Origin of the sequence: Virgibacillus sp. 7505 (assembly GCF_002272135.1) — a bacterium.
In the GTDB taxonomy this organism is placed as follows: domain Bacteria; phylum Bacillota; class Bacilli; order Bacillales; family Amphibacillaceae; genus Terribacillus.
Genome location: NZ_NPBF01000017.1, coordinates 30,874 through 53,061, shown reverse-complemented (window position 1 = coordinate 53,061; position 22,188 = coordinate 30,874). Strand labels below are relative to the sequence as shown.

The following is a 22,188-nucleotide window of genomic DNA, read 5'->3' as shown; positions in this document are numbered from 1 at the left end:
AGCGTAAATGGGCAACAAGCAGAAAATGAGCAGAGGAGGAGTTTAGAATGACGAAATGGGGAATAATCGGAGTTGGAAATATGGGAGGTATGCTGCTGGAGACGTGGGTAAACTCCGGATCCATCAACCAGGAAGACATTATGGTTTTAAACCGTTCTGCTGAAAAGGCTGCGAAGTGTAAAGAAGCTTTTCCATCCATCCATGTGGCTGATTCCATTAGCCATATTGCGGAATATGCTGATATTTTGTTTCTCTGTGTGCGCCCGCCCCACTTGCCTGGTGTCTGTCACGAGCTTCACCCTATATTAAAGCCGGATCAAGTACTAGTCTCCATCACTAGTCCGTATTCCATTGAAGATCTCGAAGTTCTTGTACCATGTCAGGTAGCACGGGCCATCCCAAGTATTACGAACAGAGCAGCAGCAGGGACGACTTTGCTGACATTCGGAACAAGTCTGTCAAATCGTAATAAAGCCGCGCTGATCGATTTAGTCAGCAGCTATTCTAATCCACTTTATATTCCAGAGGATATAACGAGAGTTGCTTCAGATATTGTTTCCTGCGGACCGGCTTTCTTCAGCTACCTTGCGCAGCGATTTATCGATGGCGCAGTGGAGGAAACAGCAATCAGCAAAGAACAAGCCACTCATTTAACTTCGGAGATGCTGATCGGACTCGGAACTCTATTGGCAAACGGGCACTATACATTGGATGAACTGATAAAAAAGGTTTGTGTGAAAGGCGGTATTACAGGAGAGGGAATCGCAGTACTGGAGAAGGAAACAACAGAACAGTTTCCTCAATTATTCCAAGCAACTCATCGCAAATTCCAGGAAGAAAAGCAAGCAATTCAGAAGGGATTGTACAACTAACATTTCGACACATACTCCGCTTTTCCTGCATAAAAAAACCAGGTAGCAGCATTATGCCTCCTGGTTTTTCAAACATGCAAAGAATAGTCGATCTGCTTCTTCCAATTGCTCTGTCCGCTCTATATCAAAATCACCGTATACCCCTGACACCTGGAAGCCTGCTTCCTCAAGCCAGGAGATATACGTTTCAATGGAATATGTACGCTGATGATGATATTCATCAAAACGATCGTATTTATCCGAGTGAGTTTCTTTTGTAAAAAAAGTGAGGTCGTGGAATACCTCTCCTTTCTCTTCGCCGGTTTCACAGAACCACGTGTAAGAAAGGTCATCATGAATTTCAGCAAAAACCTCTCCGGCCAAGTCCTCTTCCATATGGCGTATGCTATGGACATCGAACAGGAAAACACCGCCAGGAGCAAGCATCTGCCATATCCTGGAGAAGGCTTGCTTTACATCTTCCGGTGAAGTTATATAGTTGACCACATCAAACATACTGATTGCAGCATCCGCTTTAATCGACCCCAGCTCCCGCAAATCCTGCTGTATCCAGCGCACTTGCTGATTCGTATCACGGGAAGCTGCATAGGCAAGCATATTTTCAGATTGATCAATCCCTGTCATTTGATAGCCTGCGTTTGCAAGCTGTCTGGTGACATATCCTGTTCCACAGCCTAAATCTGCTATCTCTTTGATCTCGATCTGGGCATGCTTTTGGAATATTTGCTGCATGAATCGCTGCCACGGCTCATAAGGCGCATCCTGCATCAGACGTTCATATACGGCGGCAAGCCGCTCGTATGCGGCCATCAGCTTTCTTGGGAGAATACCGGTTCCACTTGCGGCGCATCTCCCCACAGGCGTTCTAAATTATAATATCTGCGTTCATCGATGTGGAATACATGGCAAACTACATCTCCAAGATCGACAAGCACCCATCTTGACTGCTCCAACCCTTCCAAACGCTTCACTTCCACGCCAGCTTCTTCGGCTTTCTCTTTTATTCTTCTGGCGATAGCTTGCACTTGGCGTTCGCTCGTTCCATGACAAATCATGAAGTAATCAGCAATCAAGGAGACCTCTTTCATTTCCAACAGGACAACGTCTTCCCCTCTTACCGCATCTGCAGCATTTGCTGCTATTTGTGCTAAATCAATAGTTTCCATTTATGTGTTACCTCCAGTAGAGTTTAATAAATCATTATAAGCATGGAACGTGTCCGGGTACACTTTCCGGTTTAACGAGACGAGCATATTGATCGTATTCCGGGAAGCCATCCAGCACGCCTTATCCAAATTCTTCTCACTAATTTTACGTACATCATCCACGCCGGGAAAAGCACGGCCTGGTTCTATATAATCTGCAAGAAATACTACTTTATCAAGAACGGACATACCAACACATCCAGTTGTGTGTACCGTGATGCTATGCAGTATCTCCGGGTCGCTAATACCGACTTCGCGCTTTACCATCAGCGCTCCTACCGGACCATGCCATAATTCATGGTGATAATCCAGCAAGTCTTTCGGTAGCTGTTCTGATAAGATCCAGCGTTTCATTTCCTCAAGTGGCCGATACTTCGCGTAGTCATGAAAAATAGCAGCTAGTTCTGCTTTTTTTTCATCTGCACCATACTGTTTGGCCAGCCTGATGCTTGTATCCATTACACGGATAGTATGATCATACCGTGGTTTCTTTAATTGTTTTTCAACGATCGCCAATGCCTTATCTCTCTGCATACAGCTTTTGCTCCTTTATTATATCGAACACTGCGCCTGAAATAAGATAGTGTACTGGAGCTCCCTGTTCGACTCGTTCCCGGATCATGCTCGATGATATCTCAAGCTCCGGTATATCGACATAAGTGACAGGATAAGTTGTCACCAGCTCATATCCAGGCCGGCCGACGCCTACGAATGTCAGCATCTCAATTAAATCATCGATACGATGCCACGTGTGCAGACTCTCCACCAGATCAGCACCGATGATGAAATGGAATGCAGTATTCGGGTGCATTTCCTGCAACAGCTTTATTGTATCAAATGTATAGGATTTACCTAAACGATCCACCTCAATCGGATCCATACGGAAAATAGGATTATCCGCAATAGCCGCCTGCACCATCTCGAGACGCAGAACCGCATCGGTATGGGACTTTTCTTTATGCGGTGCTTCGTGGGCAGGAATGAACCAGACTTCATCCAGTCCAAGTCTGTGCTGAACTTCCTGCGCAATGAACAAATGTCCGAGATGGGGCGGATCGAATGTCCCCCCCAATAATCCGACTTTTTTCATGTCTTACTCCTTTACGGCAGCTTGATCTGTTTATTATCTTCTGATTCTCTATAAAGGACGATTGTACTGCCGATGATTTGAACGATAGAGGCACCTGTCCCTTCTTCGATTGCTGCAGCAACGTCCTCTTTCTCATCCAGACAATTCTGAAGCAAACTCACTTTGATCAATTCCCTTTTTTCCAATGCTTCGCCGATTTGGACGAGCATATTATCGTTCACACCGATTTTCCCTACCTGGAAAATTGGTTTCAAATGATGCGCTTGTGCGCGAAGATATCTTTTCTGTTTACCTGTTAACATATTATTCCTCCGTTAATCTTTGTTCCAGCTGATTCAATAAGTCCCCGATCATGACTTGCTGTCCCGACCAGATTTCAAATGCGTACTGTGCTTGATATAAAAGCATGCTGTGGCCATGATGTATAATGGCTCCCTGCTGTTTGGCACTGCGAAGCAGCATCGTTTCAATCGGTTTGTAGACGATATCACTAACCACCGCATTAGGCTTCAAGTTGGCTAATGACATGATCTGCTCTTGATCATGCGGGCTCATTCCCACACTGGATGTGTGGATGATAATGTCATAGCTGCCCAATTTCTGTTGCGCTTCCTCGTAAGACAGAATCTCGGTAATAGTTTCCGGTTCCTGTAATTGAAGCAGCTGCTCAGCTTTGGAAACAGTGCGATTGGCGATATCGATATAGCGGAAACCCTTAGCCACCAGTGCCCGGTATATGCCGCGAGCTGCTCCCCCTGCGCCAAGCATAAGCACATGCAAGGAGTCTTTCGAGAGGATCACTTGTTCCAATGCACGCACATAGCCCGCTCCATCCGTATTATACCCGATCCATTTGCCGTTCTTTCGTACTGCGGTATTCACAGCCCCGATTTTCGCTGCATCTGGATCGAGCTCATCAAGGAATGGAATGATGCGCTGTTTATATGGAACCGTAATATTGAAGCCATCAATCCCGCTTTGCATTAATGCAGTGATTTTTTCATCAAAAACACTTGGTTCGATCGGATATAGCTTGTATTCTCCTTCGATACCAGCCTGTTCCATGAATTGTGTGTGTATCCATGGTGATAAAGAATGCTCCACTGGATGGCCGATAAGGCCTAACTTCAATATTCTCATTTTCTCGTTCCCCCTTAGATTAATGATCTGCGGATCGTTGCCGGCACTCCTTCTGGTGTATGGACTGTAATTGAAGCAGGTTCACCTGACAGCGTTATCCATCCTAGTCCTGGAATGACGATATCCGTTTTTTGATCTTTTATCCTGAATGTTGATTTTCGGAAAGAAGGAAAGTTCTCAAGCTGCTCCTTATATGGAGGTGTGAGCAATTCCCCTTTTTGACGCTCATAAAGCGAATCCGCATTCTCAAGCTTCGTACGATGGATATCAAGCGCATTAGAGAAATAGCAGACAAATGGCTGTCTTTCCCCTTTTTCGAAATCGATTCGTGCCAAACCACCAATAAATAAGGTCTGCATATCGTTCAATTGGAAGATACGAGCTTTGATTTCTTTATTAGGTGTAATGGTTTTTAAGTCTTTTTCAGTCACATAATGAGCAATTTGCTGGCGGTTGACAATTCCCGGTGTATCGTAAAGGGAGCTTGTATCATCCAGAGGGATATCAATAAATCCAAGTGTTGTACCAGGATAATATGAAGTGGTGATTGCATCATTTATGCCTGTAGAATGTTTAATCAAAGCATTGATGAACGTAGATTTGCCGACATTCGTACTGCCGACCACGTATACATCTTGTCCATCGCGCAAATCCTGGATGCTATCTTCCAGCTCTGCCATTCCGATACCCCGTTTTGCGGAAATCAAATGCACATCCGCCACCTGGATACCATATTCTTTAGCTGCCCCGCGCAGCCACTGTTTCACACGTTCGTGGTTTGTCGATTTCGGAAGAAGGTCCACTTTATTCCCAACAAGGATAATCGGTTTGTCTCCTACAAGCCGCTTGATGCTGGAAATGAAACTCCCGTTGAAATCGAATATATCAACCAGTTTAATGACAATACCATCTTTGTTATTGATTTCGCTGATCAACGTAAAGAAGTCATCGTCCGTCACTGCAACATCCTGGACTTCATTGTAATGCTTGAGCCGGAAGCAGCGCTTACAGATGACCTCATCATTTTTCCCTAGTGCTGAAGCAGGGATATAACCGGGCAAGGATGCGTCTTCTGTTTGAATCGGCGCTCCGCAGCCTTGGCAAATCAATTCTTCCACATTCATTCCTCCCATGTGATCTTTCCTTTTCTTCTGAAATAGTTGAGTATCCGTCGTTCGATCATCCGATTGATTCTGGTGATTTTTCCGTCTGTTTTGACGATTGGCACCACAACTATCGTATAGAAACCAGCCAGATTGCCCCCTAATACATCTGTAAGGAGCTGATCACCAATCATTACAATCTCGCCCTTCCCGAGGTTCATCTGCTTGACAGCCTGCTTGAAGGCACGTCCCAGCGGCTTTCTTGCGCTATAGACGAAAGGAATTTCTAAGGGTTCAGAAAACAGTTTCACTCGTTGCTCATTATTATTAGATATAATCGTAATTTTAATATCATGTGCGCGCATTTCCTTGAACCAATTGGTCACTTCCGGCGTAGCATCTGCAACATCCCATGCAACAAGGGTATTATCCAGATCCGTAATGATACCTTTGATTCCTTGCGCTTTCAATTTCTCTGGCTTTATATCAAAAATGCTTTTCACATGCTCGTTCGGCAAGAACTTCTTTAGCATTGTGGATTTCCTCCGATCTCGTACACTTCAACAGTTACTTACCCATCATAAGACATTTTTGCTACGGTTTCAAAAAAATCTTTCATTGTTCCTCTTTTTTTCGACCTTTCTTTATGTCATAGGCAAGAAATCAGAAGCAAAACCTTTCGACAAATCTCTACATTCTTCTTCTTGTGGATAACTATGTCCACATAACCAACCGCAATATGAATCAATTCTGCATATTTATAAACACTTTATCTACAGGTTATGAACAGTTTCATGTAGATAACTATCGTCTTGTCCCCCTATTTTTTTCGTGATACATTATTAATAACTTATTCAACTCCCCAACCCACGTACAGAAGATCTGCAAGATAGTAAGATATCTCCAATCAGGAGGAATGCAAGATGGAACATCTGTCTGATGAATTGCTGATCGAATCTTACCACAAGGCGAACGAACTCCACTTGAGCCAAGAGTTTATTCATCTAATAGAGAAAGAAATCCAGTCACGGGGCTTATCGCATAAGATCCGCTATACCAGCTAAACATCGTCTCCCTCAGTCTTGCCGCTACGGCAAGGCTTTTTTCTTTCTGAAAGGGAGCTGTGTCTGTTGCAGTGTATGGTTGAATTACTTTACAATTGGGTATAGGATTTTTTAGCACTTATTTAAAATAGAAGAAGTTCTTAAGAACGAAATCAAAGAGGAGGACTGCCATAATATGATCGTTGCCATTCTGATGCCATTTATAATCGCTATGTGCATCCCATTCTTCGCGAAATTCAAATACAGGATACATACCGGATATGCGGTGTTCGCTACATCGCTCTCCATCTTCCTATATTTTCTCGTTCTGCTTGTCAGCGGGGAAACTGATACACTGTATCGTTACAGCTGGATACCGTCACTTGGACTGGATTTAACATTCTATACTGATGGACTGGCTCTTTTCTTTGCTTTGCTGATTAGCGGTATCGGTGCTCTTGTAGCTTTTTATTCCATCTATTATCTTAACCGAGAGGAACGGCTAGGGTCCTTCTATGTTTATTTGCTTCTGTTCATGGGAGCGATGCTCGGCATTGTCACTTCAGATAACATTTATGCCCTTTACACCTTCTGGGAGCTCACCTCTGTATCTTCTTTCCTTTTGATCAGTTTCTGGTTCACTAGAAAAGCTTCCACAGACGGCGCTTTGAAATCCATGCTGATCACATTCCTAGGTGGATTCGCATTACTCGGTGCATTGGTGCTTCTACACTTGGTTACGGGGTCTGCGAGTATCCGTGAGATATTGACACAGGGAGACCTTATCCTTGCAAGTGATTGGTTCCCGATGATTATTGTGCTGCTGCTGTTGGCTGCCTGTACGAAATCGGCCCAGTTTCCATTCCATATCTGGCTGCCAGATGCGATGGAAGCCCCGACACCGGTTAGTGCATACTTGCATTCCGCTACAATGGTTAAAGCCGGTCTATTCCTTTTGCTCCGCTTTACTCCTGTGTTTAAAGAAAGCGAAGCATTTTTCATTGCAGTATCTATAATCGGTCTCGTCACTTTGTTCTGGGGGTCTTATATGGCTGTCAGGCAGACAGATCTCAAGGGGATATTAGCTTATTCCACCATCAGTCAGCTTGGCATGATTATGGCGATGATCGGCTACGGAACAGAAGCAGCCATCTTTGCTGCTATATTCCATATTCTCAATCACGCAACATTTAAAGGAAGTTTGTTCATGGCTGTCGGCATTATCGACCATGAAACAGGGACCCGTGATATCCGAAAGCTCGGCGGGCTTTGGAAGCTCATGCCAGTTACAGGAATAATCAGCATACTCGCATCTTTCTCTATGGCTGGTGTGCCGCTGCCAATTCTAAACGGTTTTTATAGTAAAGAGGAATTCTTTTCAAGCTCCTGGGATTTGGCAGGCGACCGTGCCTTCGGAACAGACTTTGCAGCTGTACTAGCTACTATCGTACCGTATGCAGCTGTTGCAGGCAGTATCTTCACATTTGTGTACAGCATGTACTTCTACTTTCGTACATTTACGGGGAATGCAGAGAAAGCCACTGCTGAAAAAGCCCATGATCCGAAATTCGGGATGCTGGCAACACCTGTCCTGCTCGTTTTGGGAGTTCTATTGATCAGTATCTTCCCGAACTGGTTCAGCCGTCATTTGCTTCAGCCGGCAGCGAATGCTGTCTATGGTGAAGCAATGAAAGGGCACAGCATTCATTTCTGGCATGGTTTTGTACCAGCATTGATTATGTCACTCATTGTGGTAGTTTTAGGTACTGTATTTTATGTCACACGAAAATATTGGATGGTATTATACGACGTGCTGCCAGGAAAGTTGTCTGGAAATATCGTCTATGCCTCCCTTCTTTCGGCTAGTGAAACACAGACTAAGAGATTGAATGACCGTATTGTTAGCGGATCTATCCGACAGTACAATGCGATCATCATAAGTGTTATCTCCATTGTAACCTTAGTGGTTTTATTCGGGACAAATTCATTTGATCTTCGAAATATTGATACTTCGCCCGTCTCGCTTCCTCAAAGCCTGCCAGAGCTGGCTGTTGCATTTATCATGATCGCTGCAGCTTTTGGAAGCACCGTATCACAGAAGAAATTGACTGCGGTCATTATTCTGGGTGTGGTAGGGTACGGGTTGTCCATTCTGTTTGTGCTGTTCCGGGCACCTGATCTTGCACTGACACAGCTTAGTATCGAGACAATCACTGTCGTCTTGTTCCTGCTGTGCTTCCGTCATTTGCCGGAAATGAAACGAGAAAGAAAAGAGAAAACGTCCAAAAAAATCACAAATATCATCATCGCTTCCCTTTGCGGCCTTATGATGATGTTCGTCGGCTTAGCTGCATACAGTCAGCGCCTCTCCCCTAGCATTTCGGATTACTTTATCAAGTATTCCTACAAACTGGGAGGCGGCGATAATATCGTCAATGTCATCCTTGTCGATTTCCGTGGATTGGATACATTATTTGAAATCACTGTACTGGCTATTGCAGCTTTGGGAATCTATTCCCTGATCAAACTGCGTCAAAAAGGAGGGGATCGCTGATGGAAATTATCATGATTGTACTAGCCGGCATCCTCTTCGGATTTGCGGTTTACAACATGCTGCAGAAGCAGCTCCTCCGAATCATCATCGGGACTGCCCTTCTGTCACACGCTGCCCACCTGTTCATCTTGACGATGGGCAAGTTGAAGCGTGGTGCCGCTCCTGTTCTTACTGAAGGAACGGAGAATTATACCGATCCGCTGCCGCAAGCACTGATACTGACGTCCATCGTTATCAGCTTTGGTGTCACCAGCCTGCTTCTTGTCCTGGCTTATCGGGCAGTAAAAACGAACGGCACGGATAATATGGAAGAATTAAGAGGTAATGATCATGACTAATTTTGCTATTTTACCAATATTGATTCCATTCTTAGCTGGTATACTGCTGGCATTCATCCATAACCGGATTCTGCTCACAAGACGATTGGCAATGCTCTTTGCAATCGTCCATCTGATCACAATGGGGTTGCTCCTTTACAGAGTCCTACTTGATGGCAGTATAGTTCTGGAAGCAGGAGATTGGATCGCTCCATACGGTATCATCCTTGTACTGGATCCTTTGAGTACTTTACTTGTTCTGACCACTTCCATCATTCTTCTAGCTGTCGTATGGTATGCACCAGCGTCCGTTTCGAAGGAACAGGAAGGCTTCTATTTTTATACCTTTGTATTTTTACTTGTAACTGGGGTATCAGGTGCTTTTGTAACAGGGGATTTGTTCAACCTGTTCGTATTCTTTGAAGTCCTGCTGATGGCATCTTATGCCTTGATTACACATGGAGGGAAGAAAGTACAGCTCCGTGAATCGATCAAGTACGTCCTGATCAATTTGTTTTCTTCCATGTTATTTGTTACCGCTGTTTCCTACATATATGCTGTGCTGGGTACAGTGAATATGGCGCAGCTGGCTGAACGGGTAGCAGCCTCTGATCAGCCAGGCATAATCACGACGGTTGCCATACTGCTGTTCTTTGTCTTTGCGACCAAGGGCGCTGCATTTCCGCTCTATTACTGGATGCCGCACTCCTACATCGTTCCAAACCCAGTCGTGTCAGCTTTATTTGGAGCACTTTTAACGAAGGTCGGTGTGTATTCCCTCATCCGTACATTTACGCTCATCTTCCATCAGCAGCCTGAAATTATGGATCAGCTGTTCATATGGGTCGGAAATCTTACTATGCTGTTCGGGGTAATTGGGGCCTTGGCATCCCGTAATATCAAACTGATTGTTGCTTATAATATCATTCCTGCTATCGGGTTCATGCTGGTTGGAATCGGGATTTTCAATCATGATGGTCTGAGTGGAAGCATCTATTATTTGCTGCAGGATATGATTGTAAAGGCAGCGCTATTCTTGCTGGCTGGTACGATTGCCGCAGCAGCCGGCACTTCGGACATCAATAAAATGGGCGGAATGATCCGTTCACACCCTATCCTTGGCTGGATGTTCTTCCTTGCCGGTCTTGTACTCGCAGGTGTTCCGCCATTCAGCGGGTTCATCGGTAAGCTGCTTTTGGTAAGAGGTGCCTTCGAAAAAGGCGAAACAGTTACTGTTATCATTATGCTGCTCACGAGCTTACTGATATTGCTTTCGATCGTTAGAGCTTTTATCTCCATTTTCTGGGGGGAGGGCGAAGCAAAAACACAACAAACACGTCACAGTACACGTCGGCTATTACCAGCTGGATTTTTGATGCTATTCACTGTATTCCTAGGTGTTGGAGCAGAAGCAATTCTGCCGACCGTTCAGCTAATTGCCGACTATCTGCTTCATCCACAGGAATATATCGATCTCGTATTGAAGGAGGGGCGTTAGATGGCTTTTCAAGTCTGTATAAACCTATTGATTGCCTTCATGTGGATGTTCCTCGGGGAGTCATATAGTGTTGCCGGATTCGTAACAGGTTATATCGTTGGTATCGCCTTATTATTCCTGCTGCGCCGCTTCCTTAAAGGGCCGTTCTATTTATGGCGGGGATACAAGATTTTGGTCCTGGCGCTGATTTTTATTAAAGAGCTGATCCTTTCTAATTTCGAAATCACAAAACTTGTCTATGCAAGGCGCCTGGATATAAACCCAGGTATCTTTACACTCGAGACAGAATTAAAAACAGATTGGGAGATTACCTTATTAGCAACTCTGATTACCCTAACTCCCGGAACTGTCACTATGGCCGTTTCACCCGATAAAAAGGAGCTCTATATCCACGCCATGGATATCGTTGACATGAAGGATGCTGTTCATGCAATTAAAAATAGCTTCGAGAAGCACATCATGGAGGTGACACGATGAGCGCACTGCAAAATAATTTTGCTGATATTGTTCAGATAGTCTCTATCATTTGCCTGATTGCTCTAAGCGTCTCTATTCTGCTATTAATCATTCGTGTAATGAAAGGACCGACAAATGCTGACCGAGCAGTTGCTTTGGATGCCATCGGTGTAAATATAATGGCTTTCGCTTCCTTGCTTGCAATCATCCTGATTACACCTAACTTCAATGATATCGTATTGTTAATCGGAATCCTGTTATTTATAGGGACAGTAGCAATTGCAATCTATTTGGAAAAGGGTGATTTAATTGATACAGAAGATAATTGAAATCATCCTGAATATCCTTGTAATCGCATTTCTGTCAGGCGGTACATTTATCATGTTCACTGCATCTGTTGGCATTCTGCGCTTCCCTGATATTTATACAAGGCTCCATGCAGCGAGTAAAGGTTCTACACTGGGTGTTGCCGGAATTCTTATCGGTGCTTTTATTTTCCACTACACCGAGTACGGAATCATAAGCGGAAAATTAATCCTTGGTGTTCTGTTCATCTTTCTCACTGCCCCTGTCGCAAGTCATCTCATATCCAGAGCTGCTCACCTTCGCGGAGCAAAACCATACGGAACGTTGAAGGATCAATACCAGGAAGCAATCGATAGGGAAAAGCGAAGACAAAAACAACAACGAAAATGAAAGTGAATGCCCTTGTGCATTCACTTTTTCTTTTTCTTCTGGACAGACACGTTCAGAGACTCCTTCACATAAAGTGAGTGTATAGGCAATCTTTGAGAGTGTACAGGAGGTGCAATGAAATGAGTATTATTGGTGCTATCGGACTTCTAGTAAAGGAAGCAATGTTTTTCGTTTCCTATGTAAAGAACCATGCATTCCCTCAGCCTCTCCCACCCGAGGAAGAAGCATTGCATATCGAAAGGATGCAGCAAGGGGATGAAACAAGCCGTAACAAGTTAATTGAACATAACCTGCGTCTGGTTGCTCACATCGTAAAGAAATTCGAAAACACTGGCGAAGATTCGGAGGATCTCATTTCCATCGGTACAATCGGACTGATTAAAGGGATCGAAAGCTATTCGAGTGATAAAGGCACAAAACTCGCTACATACGCAGCTAGGTGTATCGAAAATGAAATCCTTATGCATCTACGGGCCTTGAAGAAGACCAAGAAGGATATTTCCCTGCATGATCCCATAGGTCAGGATAAAGAAGGTAACGAAATCAGCCTTATCGACATTCTCCAAGCAGACAATGAGGATATCATTGAGTATATCCAGTTGAATATGGAAGTCGAGAAAATAAAAGAATATATCGATATCCTGGATGGACGTGAAAAAGAAGTAATAGTCAGCCGCTATGGACTTAATAACGAAGAAGATATGACACAGCGTGAAATTGCAAAAAAATTAAATATTTCCCGCAGCTACGTTTCCCGCATCGAAAAACGTGCACTGATGAAAATTTTCCATGAATACTACCGACAGCATCGCACATAAAAGCATATGCTATCTATACCTTACTATTCTGTTAAGAAGGAGGTTGCCAATATGTATGCGAACAGCTACTCACCCAGTCATTATCAGCAGCGAACAAGCACCGGCGTGCTTATTGCTGCCTTCCTTGTCCTGCTTTTTGTAGGAGGAGCTTATGCTTGGGAGAATATATGGGATTAAAAAAACTCCGGTTTTATACCGGAGTTTTTAGCTTTCTAATTGTTTTTTCCATCTTTCTATTGCAAACCAGATCAATATGCTTGTAATGACGCATCCGCCAGTCATAGCAAATAGGATATCTGCTTTGTCTGTAGGTGCCAGATAAACATTGATAACCGAACCAATGTATAAATAACTGCCAAGAATCAGAAGCGCCAATGCAAAACGACGATAATCTGCAATCTTGTCAATCAACTGCTGTTGTCTTTTATTCATCTTGTCGCCTCCTCTTCCAATCTAGCAACATTGTAACACAAAAAAAGACAGCAATTACCTGGTAATTGCTGTCATAAGTGTTAGTAGCGTTCAACCATTTTGATGATCAATGTCGCTGCATTGCGAGCAGCTTGGTCAAGGAAAGCATCAAATGATACAGACGATTCCTTGCCTGCAATATCAGACAACGCCCGTACAATGACAAAAGGTGTTCCATAGTGATACGAAACTTGAGCCACTGCAGCAGCCTCCATCTCCGCTGCCAGCATAGCTGGGAACTTGTCCCGGACAAATGCTACACGTTCTGGATCAGACATAAAACTATCGCCGGTCGCAATAAGGCCGATTTCAGCGTTCGTATCAGGGAATTGATCGATAACACTCTTGGCTAGCTGAACCAGCTCCTGATCTGCCTGGAAAGCTGGCGGCATTTGCGGTACTTGACCATAAACATAGTCGAATGCTGTTACGTCCACGTCATGGTGAACGACCGAATCAGAGATGACAATATCCCCTACTTCCAGATTCGAAGCAAATCCGCCCGCTGAACCAGTGTTGATGATTGCTTCCGGTGCATATCGTTCAATCAGCATAGATGTTGCGAGTGCTGCATTCACTTTTCCGATTCCCGATTTAAGCAGGACAACTGGTTTGTCAGATAGTGTGCCTTCTGTGATTTCATACCCTGCTGCAATGACCTCTTTTTTGTTTGCCATTGTTTCTTTCAGTAATGCTACTTCTTCATCCATTGCTCCAATGATCCCGATTGTCATTCTGCCTGCTCCTTTAACTCTTCCTATCGTTTTCTTTCAGTACTTCCACTTTTGTTGCCTGCCAGCCTTTTCCATCCACCCAGCTGGCAAATACACGGAATGTCTCTTCTGAATCAGTTGCAGAGACTGTTGCAATGACATCATTACCGCCATTGCCGTTGTTCTCTACCCACCAAGCTGTCATCGAGGCTGGATCCAATCCAACTGCTCCTCCAACGGCCTGCATCATTTCATTCCAGTCCTGCGTACCTTTTTCAAAGGTTGTCGTATGAGTCCCGGACTGCTCGGTGCCTACCGGCTCCCAGTCCTTCGAATACGCTTCCTTCACATTATCATCTGAAGGTTCAGCTTCTTTTTTGTCTTCCTTTTCTTTCTCATCGTCATCCTGCTTCTCTTCATCAGCTTGCTCTGTATCTTCGCCATTGCTAGAATCATTATTGCCTTGGAGTTGTTCTGCGATGGATTTTTGATTCTGTTCGTCAGCTGTTTGATTTTCCATTGCCGGTTTATCATTTAAAACTGCTACGAGCAGCACGACGACTAGGGCGACACCAGCAATTGCCAGGACAACACTAAGCCACTTCCTAGGTTTTCTGCGTCTGTTTCTATTATTCAATCTGGAAAAATCCTGATTATCATCCGCCATGCTCATCCCTCCTCATTGGTCTCTATTATACTATGAACTGAGGCGAAGCCAAAGTCATATTATAAGCTCATTTTCTTTTGATGATTTTGTTGAAGCATCTCTAATTTTGACATACCGGAAGGATTCTGTGCATATATATCTAACTATATAAATTAGAAAAGCAGGTAGGACTACTTTGATCAGTCATCATGATTCCTGTGGAAGAGGAGGAAGATAAACGTGATGAAAGTGACAAGAATGGATACGAACCTTTGGGGGCACGAATCGTTCGAGTATGTCGGCTACGACAAGGAAGCCGAGACCTTCTCAATCTTCTTACCGGAAGAATGCTGTTTGTCTTTCACTAGTGTGAAAGAACAAGTTGTCTTTTCATTTCTGCTGGCACTCGACAAAGAAAGTTTTATCCTGCAAAAGCTTATACCCTTTTTCCCGTTCGAGAAATCATCTGCAGAGTCAATTCATCTGGCTCAATAACAAAAGCTGCTTCCATATCATTCGGAAGCAGCTTTTGTTTTATGTCTATTCTACTTTAGTAATTTTGACTTGGATGTCGCCACCTGGTGTGGAGACACTTAATTCTTCACCGACTTCATGGCCAATCAGGCTTTTTGCAATCGGAGAATCGTTTGAGATTTTACCTTCGAACGGATCTGCTTCTGCACTTCCGACGATAGTATAGCTTTCTTCTTCCCCGTCAGGCAGTTCAATGAAGGTAACGGTTTTACCCATTCCAACCATATCAGGATTATCTGTATCACTTTCGATGATTACTGCATTGCGGATCATGTTTTCTGTTGTAGCGATTTTGGATTCGACGAATGCTTGCTCGTCTTTTGCCGCATCATATTCGGAGTTCTCGGACAAGTCACCGAAGCCGCGAGCGATTTTAATACGCTCGACAACCTCTTGACGACGAGTTGTTTTTAGATACTCCAACTCCTCCTCAAGCTTCGCCAAACCTTCATTTGTCATGTAATATTGTTTTTCTGTAGCCAATTCAACCACCCCTTGAGCTCTAAAAGATTCTTTCCCTTTGCTTCACTTCTATAGCGTTTTCATGCATATTCCATACTATGGCAGATTCCTGCCGAAAATTCAATACTTATCTGTACGAGTCATGTAGTGCGGCCGGAGAGAATCGTTTCGATCTTCGCAGACATCAAATCGATGGCTACGTGGTTTTCTCCGCCTTCTGGAATGATAATATCTGCATACCGCTTTGTTGGTTCGATGAATTGCAAATGCATCGGACGTACTACATTCACATACTGCTCGATAACAGAATCAATTGTCCGTCCGCGTTCCTTAATATCACGCAGCAAACGGCGGATGATCCGGAGATCTGCATCTGTATCAACGAACACCTTTATATCCATCATATCACGCAGTCGCTCATCCTCGAGGATCAGTATTCCTTCCAGAATGATAACGTCCTTCGGTTCAACTGGTATTGTCTCTTCAGAACGTGTATGGATCTTGTAATCATAGATCGGCTTCTCTATCGCCTGCTGCTCACCAAGTGCCTGTAAATGCTGCATTAGCAGTTCATTATCGAAGGCGAACGGATGATCATAGTTCGTATTGAGACGTTTTTCGAACGGAAGATGAGATTGATCCTTGTAATACGAGTCTTGCTCGATCACTAGAATTGTCTTATCTGTAAACCGTTTGTAGATGGATCTTGTAACAGACGTCTTCCCTGATCCAGATCCTCCTGCAACACCGATAATGATAGGTTTCTTTGCCATTGCTCCTACTCCTCTTCCTACTGCCTCGTTCATTTCTTCTTCACACTGACAGCTACTCCATCGCCTACCGGCAGGATCGTCGTGTGGTACGCTTCATGCTCGAATAACCAGTCGTTATATTTTCGGACCTTCTTTGCGATATTAGCTTTGCGTGGTGTAGCTTCACTATCGTCTGCCACATACCCTTTGAATAGAACATTGTCACTGACAATGACACCTCGCTCACTGAGCATCTCGCTATAAGCTTCGAAGAAACGTTGATATTGCCCTTTGGCTGCATCGATGAAGACAAAATCGTACGGCGCATGCGCTTTGATTATCTCTTCCAAATCGAATGCATCGCCTTTAAGGATCAAAATATCATCCTGAGCGCCTTGCGCTTGGATATGGGTGACGGCCTGGTCGTAACGTACGGCATCACGTTCGACGGTCACGATGCTGACATCTGGTTTCGCGTGACGCATCATTAGAGCTGAATACCCGATTGCTGTCCCGATTTCCAATATTTTGTCTGGCTGATGAAGCCGAATCAGCTGCATCAAAAATTGTATCCCAAGCGGCTCCATTATCGGTACACGGTCTTCTGCAGCAAGCTCCTCCAATTTCTTAGCCCATTCAGGAGAAGACTCCACATGCTCTTCCAAGTAACCCATTATTGCTTGTAACATATTAATTCCTCACTTTTCCTGCTTACTCATCCAAGTGCATATGCTTCTCAATCAATTCTTCATGTTCATCGAATGTCCGTGCATAATAAATTTCTCCATCGTCTCCGGCGAGGAAATACAAATAATCGGATTCTTCCGGCTGGACGACGGCTTCGAGCGCATTCTCTGAGAAGTTGCTTATCGGGCCGACAGGAAGCCCTTTTATTTGATATGTATTGTAAGGTGAATCCACTTCCAAATCCTTGTAATACACGCGGGATTTATGCTCTCCTAATGCATACAGCACAGTAGGATCCGTCTGCAGCCTCATATCATCTGCGAGACGATTATAAAAGATTCCGGCAATCTTTTTCCGCTCATCTTCATTCCTTGCTTCGTTCTCGACAAGCGAAGCGAATGTCAACGCTTCATGCACGCTCAATTTCTTTTGTTTGAATCCATCCAAATATGGTGAAATAATCTGCTGAGACTTATCCAGCATCATATGAACCACCTTATCTACAGTGATGTCATCTGAGGATGTAAAGTTATAAGTAGCCGCAAATAAGTATCCTTCAAGCGGATAACGTATATCTTTATTCAAGATATCCTCCGTAAGAAAATCCGGATATTCACTAATGAGCTGTTTGATATAAGCTTCATCTTTCATCTTATCCAGGAAAGCCTGCTGGTCTATTCCTAATGACCCAGACAGGATTACGCTGATCTCCTCGATATCGGATCCTTCCGGAACAGCAGCAGATGCAGAGGGGGTATTCCCCGCCTCTGGATCGTTCAATTCATCGACGACCTGCTGCATGGACATGGAAGGGGAAAGCTCATAGTTCCCCGCGCGGAAGTTGGCTTCACCAGAAAACTTCACATACAGCCTGAAGATGAAAGCATTTTTAATCAGACCTTGCTCCTCCAGGGATTTACCGATTGAGCTAGCAGTAGCTCCCATAGGAACTTCGACAACCTGTGTTGTATCATTGTCTGAATCGACAGCTTTCATACTGGCATTCACGTAGATAAAGGTTCCGAGTGCACCAATCAATAGAAGTACGATTATTACGGATATGATCATTAAAACTATTTTCCGCACGACGCTTGCTTCCTCCATTCTTCTGTCCCGATTCTGTTGAAAAAGATCATCATTCGAGGCAGTCAAGCTATCTTTCCTCCTTTATCCGCCTTATTATACAACAAACGTCAAGCGGGTCTCCACCCGTCCGACAATTTATGCGGATAAAGCTGCAAGAAAAAATCCTCTCTGCCTTGTCGGAAAGAGAGGACTGCCTATTACAAATTAGATGCCGTCTTCCTCATCAGTAAGTGTATTCAGCATTTCTTCGACCATTTCCCATTCTTCCTCTGTGTCGATCTGGAATAATGTCAGATCCTTGTCATCGCCTTTTTCTTCATAGCGGAAAGCGAACACTTCGACTTCATCGTCCGCATCAGCTTGTTCAGCCGGTACGACCGCAATATATGAGTGTCCTGTTTCATCCACGTCAAAATTGAACAAGACTTCGAATAAATGTTCTTCCCCATTTTCGTCCGGGATGATGATACGTTCTTTTTCTTCCAATGCCATATGGCTACACTCCTTATTGTTTCGAATCCAGAAAGCCCTGCAGAATCATGACTGCTGCCATCTTATCGATTACTTTCTTGCGTTTCTTACGGCTGAGGTCGGCTTCAAGCAGTACTCGTTCAGCTGCCATCGTCGTCAGACGCTCGTCCCAAAGCACTGTTTCGATCTTGAATTCCTCATTGATCCATTGGGAGAAGACTTGTGAAGCCTCTCCCCTTGGACCGATTGTACCATTCATATTCTTCGGCAAGCCAATGACAGCTCTCTGTACATCATGCTGCTGAATGATCTGCTCCAATTCATTCCTTGCTGTTTCAAAATCTGCTTCATTCCAATGGATTGTAGTCAGACCCTGTGCCGTCCAGCCAAGTCCATCGCTGATTGCCACACCGATCGTTTTGGATCCGACATCCAATCCCATCGTCTTTAGTATGTCAGTCATGATTTATTCTGTTCCAGATAAAATTTTACCAGTTGCTCCACAATCTCATCCCGCTCCATACGGCGGATCAGGTTTCTGGCATCTTTATGCCGTGGAATATAAGCTGGGTCCCCAGACAGCAGATAGCCGACAATCTGATTAATCGGATTGTATCCTTTTTCCCGCAATGCTTCGTATACGGACATTAGTACTTCCCGGACATTCTCGTCCATCGGTTCCTCCGGAAAGTTGAATTTCATCGTTTTATCCATCGAACTCAAGTGAAGCCACCTCGCTTAAATTGCCAGTCTTTTTTTCAGTATATACTTTTCTGTCGGATTTGGAAAATCAAAGCTGCTCTTCGACATAAACTGCCGCATATGCAAGTGCATCCGGAACCTGCTCCGGATTCTTACCGCCAGCCTGCGCCATATCCGGACGGCCGCCACCGCCGCCGCCGCAGCGTTTGGCAGTTTCTTTAATCAGGTTGCCTGCATGCAGACCGCGTCCGATCAAGTCCTTGGATACACCAGCGGCCAGCTGTACCTTGCCTTCTGCTGTTGCAGCCAGAAGGATAACACCGCTATCAAGCTTTTGTTTCAGATCATCGACCATACCGCGCAGCTGGTTCATATCTGCTACATCCACTTGTTCAGCAAGCACTTTAACACCTTTTACTTCTTTTACTTTATCCAAGATGTTGCCAGCTTCGAGCTGGGACAGTTTGCTGCGCAGGCTGTCGCGCTCACGCTGAACTTCCTTAAGATCCGCAAATAACGCTTCGATTCGGGAAGGTACTTGTTCGTTTGATGTTTTTAGTTCTGCTGCAGCTTGTGAAAGAATCTGCTGCTGCTGCTGTGTGTACCGGTAAGCTTCTTTTGAAGTGACTGCTTCGATTCGGCGCGTGCCAGCACCAATACCACTTTCGGAAACAATCTTGAATAGGCCGATTTGGGACGTGTTTCGAACATGCACACCGCCACATAGCTCCAGGCTGTAATCACCGATTTGAACAACACGTACAACATCACCGTATTTCTCACCGAACAGCGCCATCGCGCCCATCTCTTTCGCATCGCTTAAGCTTTGATAAGACGTGCTGACAGCAAGCTCATCCCAGATTTTTCCGTTGACGATTTCCTCTATCTTTTCCAATTCTTCTTTTGTTACCGCATTGAAATGAGAGAAGTCGAATCGAAGACGATCAGGCGCAACTAAAGATCCTGCCTGGTTGACATGTGTACCTAATACATCCTTTAGAGCCTGATGCAATAGATGCGTAGCAGTATGGTTCTTTACTACGTGCTGACGTCTGCTTGTATCAACCTTTGCATGGACGATTTCCTTCACTTGAATCTGTCCTTGCTTCACTACTGCTTGATGCAGATTTTGTCCTTTTGGCGCTTTCTTGACTGCTTGTACGAATACTGTCGCTGTCTCGGTCGTCACCCAGCCCTCATCGGCTACTTGTCCGCCGCTTTCTGCGTAGAATGGCGTTTCTTCCAGGATGAAGAAAATTTCGTCTCCCTCAACCGCTACATCAGCAAGCTGCTTATCTTTTACGATCGCAAGGATAGCTGTATCCGTTTCTGTACGATCATAACCGACATAGGTGCTTTCTGCTTCCACTTCCTGCAAAACGCTATCCTGCACGTGCATGCTGTTCACTTTCTGGCGTGCATCACGCGCACGTTCACGCTGCTGCTTCATTTCTTGTTCGAAACCTGCTTCATCGATTGTGAAGCCTTCTTCACTGACATATTCCTCTGTCAGCTCTTTCGGGAAGCCATACGTATCATAGAGACGGAATACTTCGGTTCCAGGGAAGACATTGCTGCCTTTCTCCTTTTCTTCTGCTACGATCCGGTTCAGGATAGTCAGACCATCCGCAAGCGTTTCATGGAAACGCTCTTCTTCTGTCTGAATGACTGTCTCGATAAATTCACGTTTTTCGAGTATTTGCGGGTAGAAGGCATCCATGATATCACCAACGACCGGTACTAGCTGTTTCATAAATGGCTTTTCAATACCGATGTTCTTCGCATAGCGTACTGCGCGACGGATCAGACGGCGCAGTACATAGCCGCGGCCTTCGTTGGAAGGAAGCGCGCCATCACTGATAGCGAAGGATACAGTCCGGATATGATCGGCAATAACTTTAAATGCCGTATCGTCTGCTGCTGTCTCACCATACGCTTTTGTCGCAAACGTAGCTGTCTTCTCGATGATTGGCATAAAAAGATCTGTTTCGAAGTTCGTTTTCGTATCCTGAATGACACAAACCATACGCTCCAGACCCATCCCTGTATCGATGTTCTGTTTCGGAAGCGGTGTGTATGTGTGATCCGGATTATGGTTGAATTGACTGAATACAAGGTTCCAGATTTCCAGATAGCGCTCGTTTTCACCGCCTGGATAAAGCTCTGGGTCAGATGAATCGTTGCCGTATTCTTCTCCGCGATCATAGAAAATCTCAGAGTTCGGACCACTCGGGCCTTCTCCGATATCCCAGAAGTTTTCTTCTGTACGGATGATTCGCTCTTCCGGCAATTTAACAAGATCACGCCACATTTGATACGCTTCTTCATCTTCCGGGTGAACCGTTACAGATAGACGTTCCGGATCAAAACCAATCCACTTTTTATCTGTTAGGAACTCCCATGCCCAAAGGATTGCTTCCTTCTTGAAATAGTCTCCGATCGAGAAGTTTCCAAGCATTTCGAAAAACGTATGATGGCGGGCAGTAAAGCCTACATTCTCAATATCATTTGTACGGATGCTTTTCTGTGCATTCACGATACGCGGATTCTCTGGCACAACTCGCCCATCAAAATATTTCTTCAGTGTTGCAACGCCACTGTTGATCCATAGCAACGAAGGATCTTCTATCGGCACAAGTGAAGCACTCGGCTCGACACTATGTCCTTTCTCCTTGAAGAAATCGAGGAATTTCTGTCTTACTTCAGCAGACGTTAATCTTTCCATAAAAATGCCTCCTTTATTATGTAAACACACAAAAAACTCCCGATCCTGCCATATGCAGGGACGAGAGTATGATCGCGGTACCACCCTGATTATAGACCGGAAAATGGTCTATCACCTTTAGACGCGGATAACGGTGCGCAGCCGATA

At 44.6% G+C, this 22,188-nt stretch carries 30 protein-coding genes and 1 other annotated feature (1 of these 31 only partly in view); of the genes, 11 read left to right on the top strand and 19 right to left on the bottom strand.

The window, feature by feature from the left end:
* Positions 1 to 47 precede the first annotated feature (47 nt).
* Entirely contained in the window at positions 48 to 872 is an 825-nt protein-coding gene (gene comER, locus CHH91_RS05490; protein WP_095222462.1) for a late competence protein ComER, read from the top strand.
* Between the two features lie 51 nt (positions 873 to 923).
* Here comER and CHH91_RS05485 read toward each other — a convergent pair whose 3' ends face one another.
* The 8 genes from CHH91_RS05485 to CHH91_RS05450 are packed head-to-tail and all read right to left on the bottom strand — an operon-like array spanning position 924 to position 5,943.
* On the bottom strand, positions 924 to 1,682 hold the full coding sequence (locus CHH91_RS05485) for a class I SAM-dependent DNA methyltransferase (protein WP_095222461.1): 759 nt from the start codon (positions 1,680 to 1,682) through the stop codon (positions 924 to 926).
* Positions 1,682 to 2,038 (bottom strand): ribosome silencing factor, encoded by a 357-nt coding sequence (gene rsfS / locus CHH91_RS05480; protein WP_095222460.1) that lies wholly within the window; start codon positions 2,036 to 2,038, stop codon positions 1,682 to 1,684. The genes CHH91_RS05485 and rsfS overlap by 1 nt, the downstream gene beginning before the upstream one ends.
* Positions 2,039 to 2,611, bottom strand: coding sequence for a bis(5'-nucleosyl)-tetraphosphatase (symmetrical) YqeK (gene yqeK / locus CHH91_RS05475; RefSeq protein ID WP_095222459.1), 573 nt, complete (start codon positions 2,609 to 2,611; stop codon positions 2,039 to 2,041). It abuts the gene before it with no gap.
* Complete coding sequence (locus CHH91_RS05470; protein WP_095222458.1) at positions 2,598 to 3,167, bottom strand: nicotinate-nucleotide adenylyltransferase; 570 nt, start codon at positions 3,165 to 3,167, stop codon at positions 2,598 to 2,600. Before CHH91_RS05470 ends, yqeK begins: the two co-directional genes overlap by 14 nt.
* Positions 3,168 to 3,178: 11 nt before the next feature.
* Positions 3,179 to 3,469: a ribosome assembly RNA-binding protein YhbY gene (gene yhbY / locus CHH91_RS05465; protein ID WP_095222457.1), complete on the bottom strand. Its 291-nt coding sequence runs from the start codon at positions 3,467 to 3,469 to the stop codon at positions 3,179 to 3,181.
* A gap of 1 nt (position 3,470) precedes the next feature.
* On the bottom strand, positions 3,471 to 4,307 hold the full coding sequence (gene aroE / locus CHH91_RS05460; RefSeq protein ID WP_095222456.1) for a shikimate dehydrogenase: 837 nt from the start codon (positions 4,305 to 4,307) through the stop codon (positions 3,471 to 3,473).
* A 14-nt stretch (positions 4,308 to 4,321) separates the two neighbouring features.
* Positions 4,322 to 5,425, bottom strand: a complete 1,104-nt coding sequence (yqeH, locus tag CHH91_RS05455) for a ribosome biogenesis GTPase YqeH (protein ID WP_095222514.1) — start codon at positions 5,423 to 5,425, stop codon at positions 4,322 to 4,324.
* A 2-nt stretch (positions 5,426 to 5,427) separates the two neighbouring features.
* Positions 5,428 to 5,943, bottom strand: a complete 516-nt coding sequence (locus tag CHH91_RS05450) for a YqeG family HAD IIIA-type phosphatase (protein WP_095222455.1) — start codon at positions 5,941 to 5,943, stop codon at positions 5,428 to 5,430.
* A gap of 390 nt (positions 5,944 to 6,333) precedes the next feature.
* Between CHH91_RS05450 and sda the strand changes: the two genes are divergently transcribed.
* The 9 genes from sda to CHH91_RS21185 all read left to right on the top strand — a co-directional run bounded on the left by sda (position 6,334) and on the right by CHH91_RS21185 (position 12,969).
* Positions 6,334 to 6,474 carry a sporulation histidine kinase inhibitor Sda gene (gene sda / locus CHH91_RS05445; RefSeq protein ID WP_038561505.1) on the top strand — a complete coding sequence of 47 codons (141 nt, stop codon included), beginning with the start codon at positions 6,334 to 6,336 and terminating at the stop codon, positions 6,472 to 6,474.
* Positions 6,475 to 6,649: 175 nt separating this feature from the next.
* Entirely contained in the window at positions 6,650 to 9,007 is a 2,358-nt protein-coding gene (gene mbhE / locus CHH91_RS05440) for a hydrogen gas-evolving membrane-bound hydrogenase subunit E (protein ID WP_095222454.1), read from the top strand.
* On the top strand, positions 9,007 to 9,345 hold the full coding sequence (locus CHH91_RS05435; protein WP_095222453.1) for a Na(+)/H(+) antiporter subunit C: 339 nt from the start codon (positions 9,007 to 9,009) through the stop codon (positions 9,343 to 9,345). The genes mbhE and CHH91_RS05435 overlap by 1 nt, the downstream gene beginning before the upstream one ends.
* Positions 9,338 to 10,822, top strand: a complete 1,485-nt coding sequence (locus tag CHH91_RS05430; RefSeq protein ID WP_095222452.1) for a Na+/H+ antiporter subunit D — start codon at positions 9,338 to 9,340, stop codon at positions 10,820 to 10,822. The genes CHH91_RS05435 and CHH91_RS05430 overlap by 8 nt, the downstream gene beginning before the upstream one ends.
* Complete coding sequence (locus CHH91_RS05425) at positions 10,823 to 11,299, top strand: Na+/H+ antiporter subunit E (RefSeq protein ID WP_095222451.1); 477 nt, start codon at positions 10,823 to 10,825, stop codon at positions 11,297 to 11,299. It begins immediately after the preceding gene.
* Positions 11,296 to 11,607, top strand: coding sequence for a monovalent cation/H+ antiporter complex subunit F (locus tag CHH91_RS05420; RefSeq protein ID WP_095222450.1), 312 nt, complete (start codon positions 11,296 to 11,298; stop codon positions 11,605 to 11,607). Before CHH91_RS05425 ends, CHH91_RS05420 begins: the two co-directional genes overlap by 4 nt.
* Entirely contained in the window at positions 11,588 to 11,974 is a 387-nt protein-coding gene (gene mnhG / locus CHH91_RS05415) for a monovalent cation/H(+) antiporter subunit G (RefSeq protein ID WP_286160699.1), read from the top strand. Before CHH91_RS05420 ends, mnhG begins: the two co-directional genes overlap by 20 nt.
* Positions 11,975 to 12,093: 119 nt before the next feature.
* Positions 12,094 to 12,792 (top strand): RNA polymerase sporulation sigma factor SigK, encoded by a 699-nt coding sequence (gene sigK, locus CHH91_RS05410; RefSeq protein WP_095222449.1) that lies wholly within the window; start codon positions 12,094 to 12,096, stop codon positions 12,790 to 12,792.
* A gap of 51 nt (positions 12,793 to 12,843) precedes the next feature.
* Positions 12,844 to 12,969 (top strand): hypothetical protein, encoded by a 126-nt coding sequence (locus tag CHH91_RS21185; RefSeq protein WP_255212162.1) that lies wholly within the window; start codon positions 12,844 to 12,846, stop codon positions 12,967 to 12,969.
* Positions 12,970 to 12,996: 27 nt separating this feature from the next.
* On the opposite strand, the gene CHH91_RS05405 is transcribed toward CHH91_RS21185, so the two are convergent.
* The 3 genes from CHH91_RS05405 to CHH91_RS05395 form a co-directional block, all read right to left on the bottom strand.
* Positions 12,997 to 13,224 carry a YrhC family protein gene (locus CHH91_RS05405; RefSeq protein ID WP_095218166.1) on the bottom strand — a complete coding sequence of 76 codons (228 nt, stop codon included), beginning with the start codon at positions 13,222 to 13,224 and terminating at the stop codon, positions 12,997 to 12,999.
* A gap of 80 nt (positions 13,225 to 13,304) precedes the next feature.
* A complete protein-coding gene (gene mtnN, locus CHH91_RS05400) occupies positions 13,305 to 13,997 on the bottom strand; it encodes a 5'-methylthioadenosine/S-adenosylhomocysteine nucleosidase (RefSeq protein ID WP_095222448.1) in 693 nt (230 codons plus the stop codon).
* A gap of 13 nt (positions 13,998 to 14,010) precedes the next feature.
* On the bottom strand, positions 14,011 to 14,643 hold the full coding sequence (locus CHH91_RS05395; RefSeq protein ID WP_176465687.1) for a YrrS family protein: 633 nt from the start codon (positions 14,641 to 14,643) through the stop codon (positions 14,011 to 14,013).
* 219 nt (positions 14,644 to 14,862) lie between these two features.
* On the opposite strand from CHH91_RS05395, the gene CHH91_RS05390 reads away from it, so the two are divergent.
* Positions 14,863 to 15,117: a hypothetical protein gene (locus CHH91_RS05390; protein ID WP_095222446.1), complete on the top strand. Its 255-nt coding sequence runs from the start codon at positions 14,863 to 14,865 to the stop codon at positions 15,115 to 15,117.
* A 45-nt stretch (positions 15,118 to 15,162) separates the two neighbouring features.
* Here the strand turns inward: CHH91_RS05390 and greA are convergent, their stop codons facing one another.
* The 8 genes from greA to alaS all read right to left on the bottom strand — a co-directional run bounded on the left by greA (position 15,163) and on the right by alaS (position 22,041).
* Positions 15,163 to 15,639: a transcription elongation factor GreA gene (gene greA / locus CHH91_RS05385; protein ID WP_095218169.1), complete on the bottom strand. Its 477-nt coding sequence runs from the start codon at positions 15,637 to 15,639 to the stop codon at positions 15,163 to 15,165.
* Positions 15,640 to 15,758: 119 nt separating this feature from the next.
* Entirely contained in the window at positions 15,759 to 16,391 is a 633-nt protein-coding gene (gene udk, locus CHH91_RS05380; protein ID WP_095222445.1) for a uridine kinase, read from the bottom strand.
* Positions 16,392 to 16,420: 29 nt separating this feature from the next.
* The gene (locus tag CHH91_RS05375; protein ID WP_095222444.1) at positions 16,421 to 17,059 is read right to left on the bottom strand and encodes an O-methyltransferase; all 639 of its coding nucleotides are present in this window, start codon (positions 17,057 to 17,059) and stop codon (positions 16,421 to 16,423) included.
* 22 nt (positions 17,060 to 17,081) lie between these two features.
* Entirely contained in the window at positions 17,082 to 18,209 is a 1,128-nt protein-coding gene (mltG, locus tag CHH91_RS05370) for an endolytic transglycosylase MltG (RefSeq protein ID WP_286160698.1), read from the bottom strand.
* Positions 18,210 to 18,347: 138 nt separating this feature from the next.
* Positions 18,348 to 18,635, bottom strand: coding sequence for a DUF1292 domain-containing protein (locus tag CHH91_RS05365; RefSeq protein ID WP_095222443.1), 288 nt, complete (start codon positions 18,633 to 18,635; stop codon positions 18,348 to 18,350).
* Between the two features lie 13 nt (positions 18,636 to 18,648).
* Positions 18,649 to 19,077 (bottom strand): Holliday junction resolvase RuvX, encoded by a 429-nt coding sequence (gene ruvX / locus CHH91_RS05360; protein WP_095222442.1) that lies wholly within the window; start codon positions 19,075 to 19,077, stop codon positions 18,649 to 18,651.
* Positions 19,074 to 19,337: an IreB family regulatory phosphoprotein gene (locus tag CHH91_RS05355; protein ID WP_038561551.1), complete on the bottom strand. Its 264-nt coding sequence runs from the start codon at positions 19,335 to 19,337 to the stop codon at positions 19,074 to 19,076. Before CHH91_RS05355 ends, ruvX begins: the two co-directional genes overlap by 4 nt.
* Before the next feature lie 67 nt (positions 19,338 to 19,404).
* A complete protein-coding gene (gene alaS, locus CHH91_RS05350; RefSeq protein WP_095222441.1) occupies positions 19,405 to 22,041 on the bottom strand; it encodes an alanine--tRNA ligase in 2,637 nt (878 codons plus the stop codon).
* Between the two features lie 53 nt (positions 22,042 to 22,094).
* Positions 22,095 to 22,188: a binding site (T-box leader), on the bottom strand; it runs 119 nt beyond the window's last position.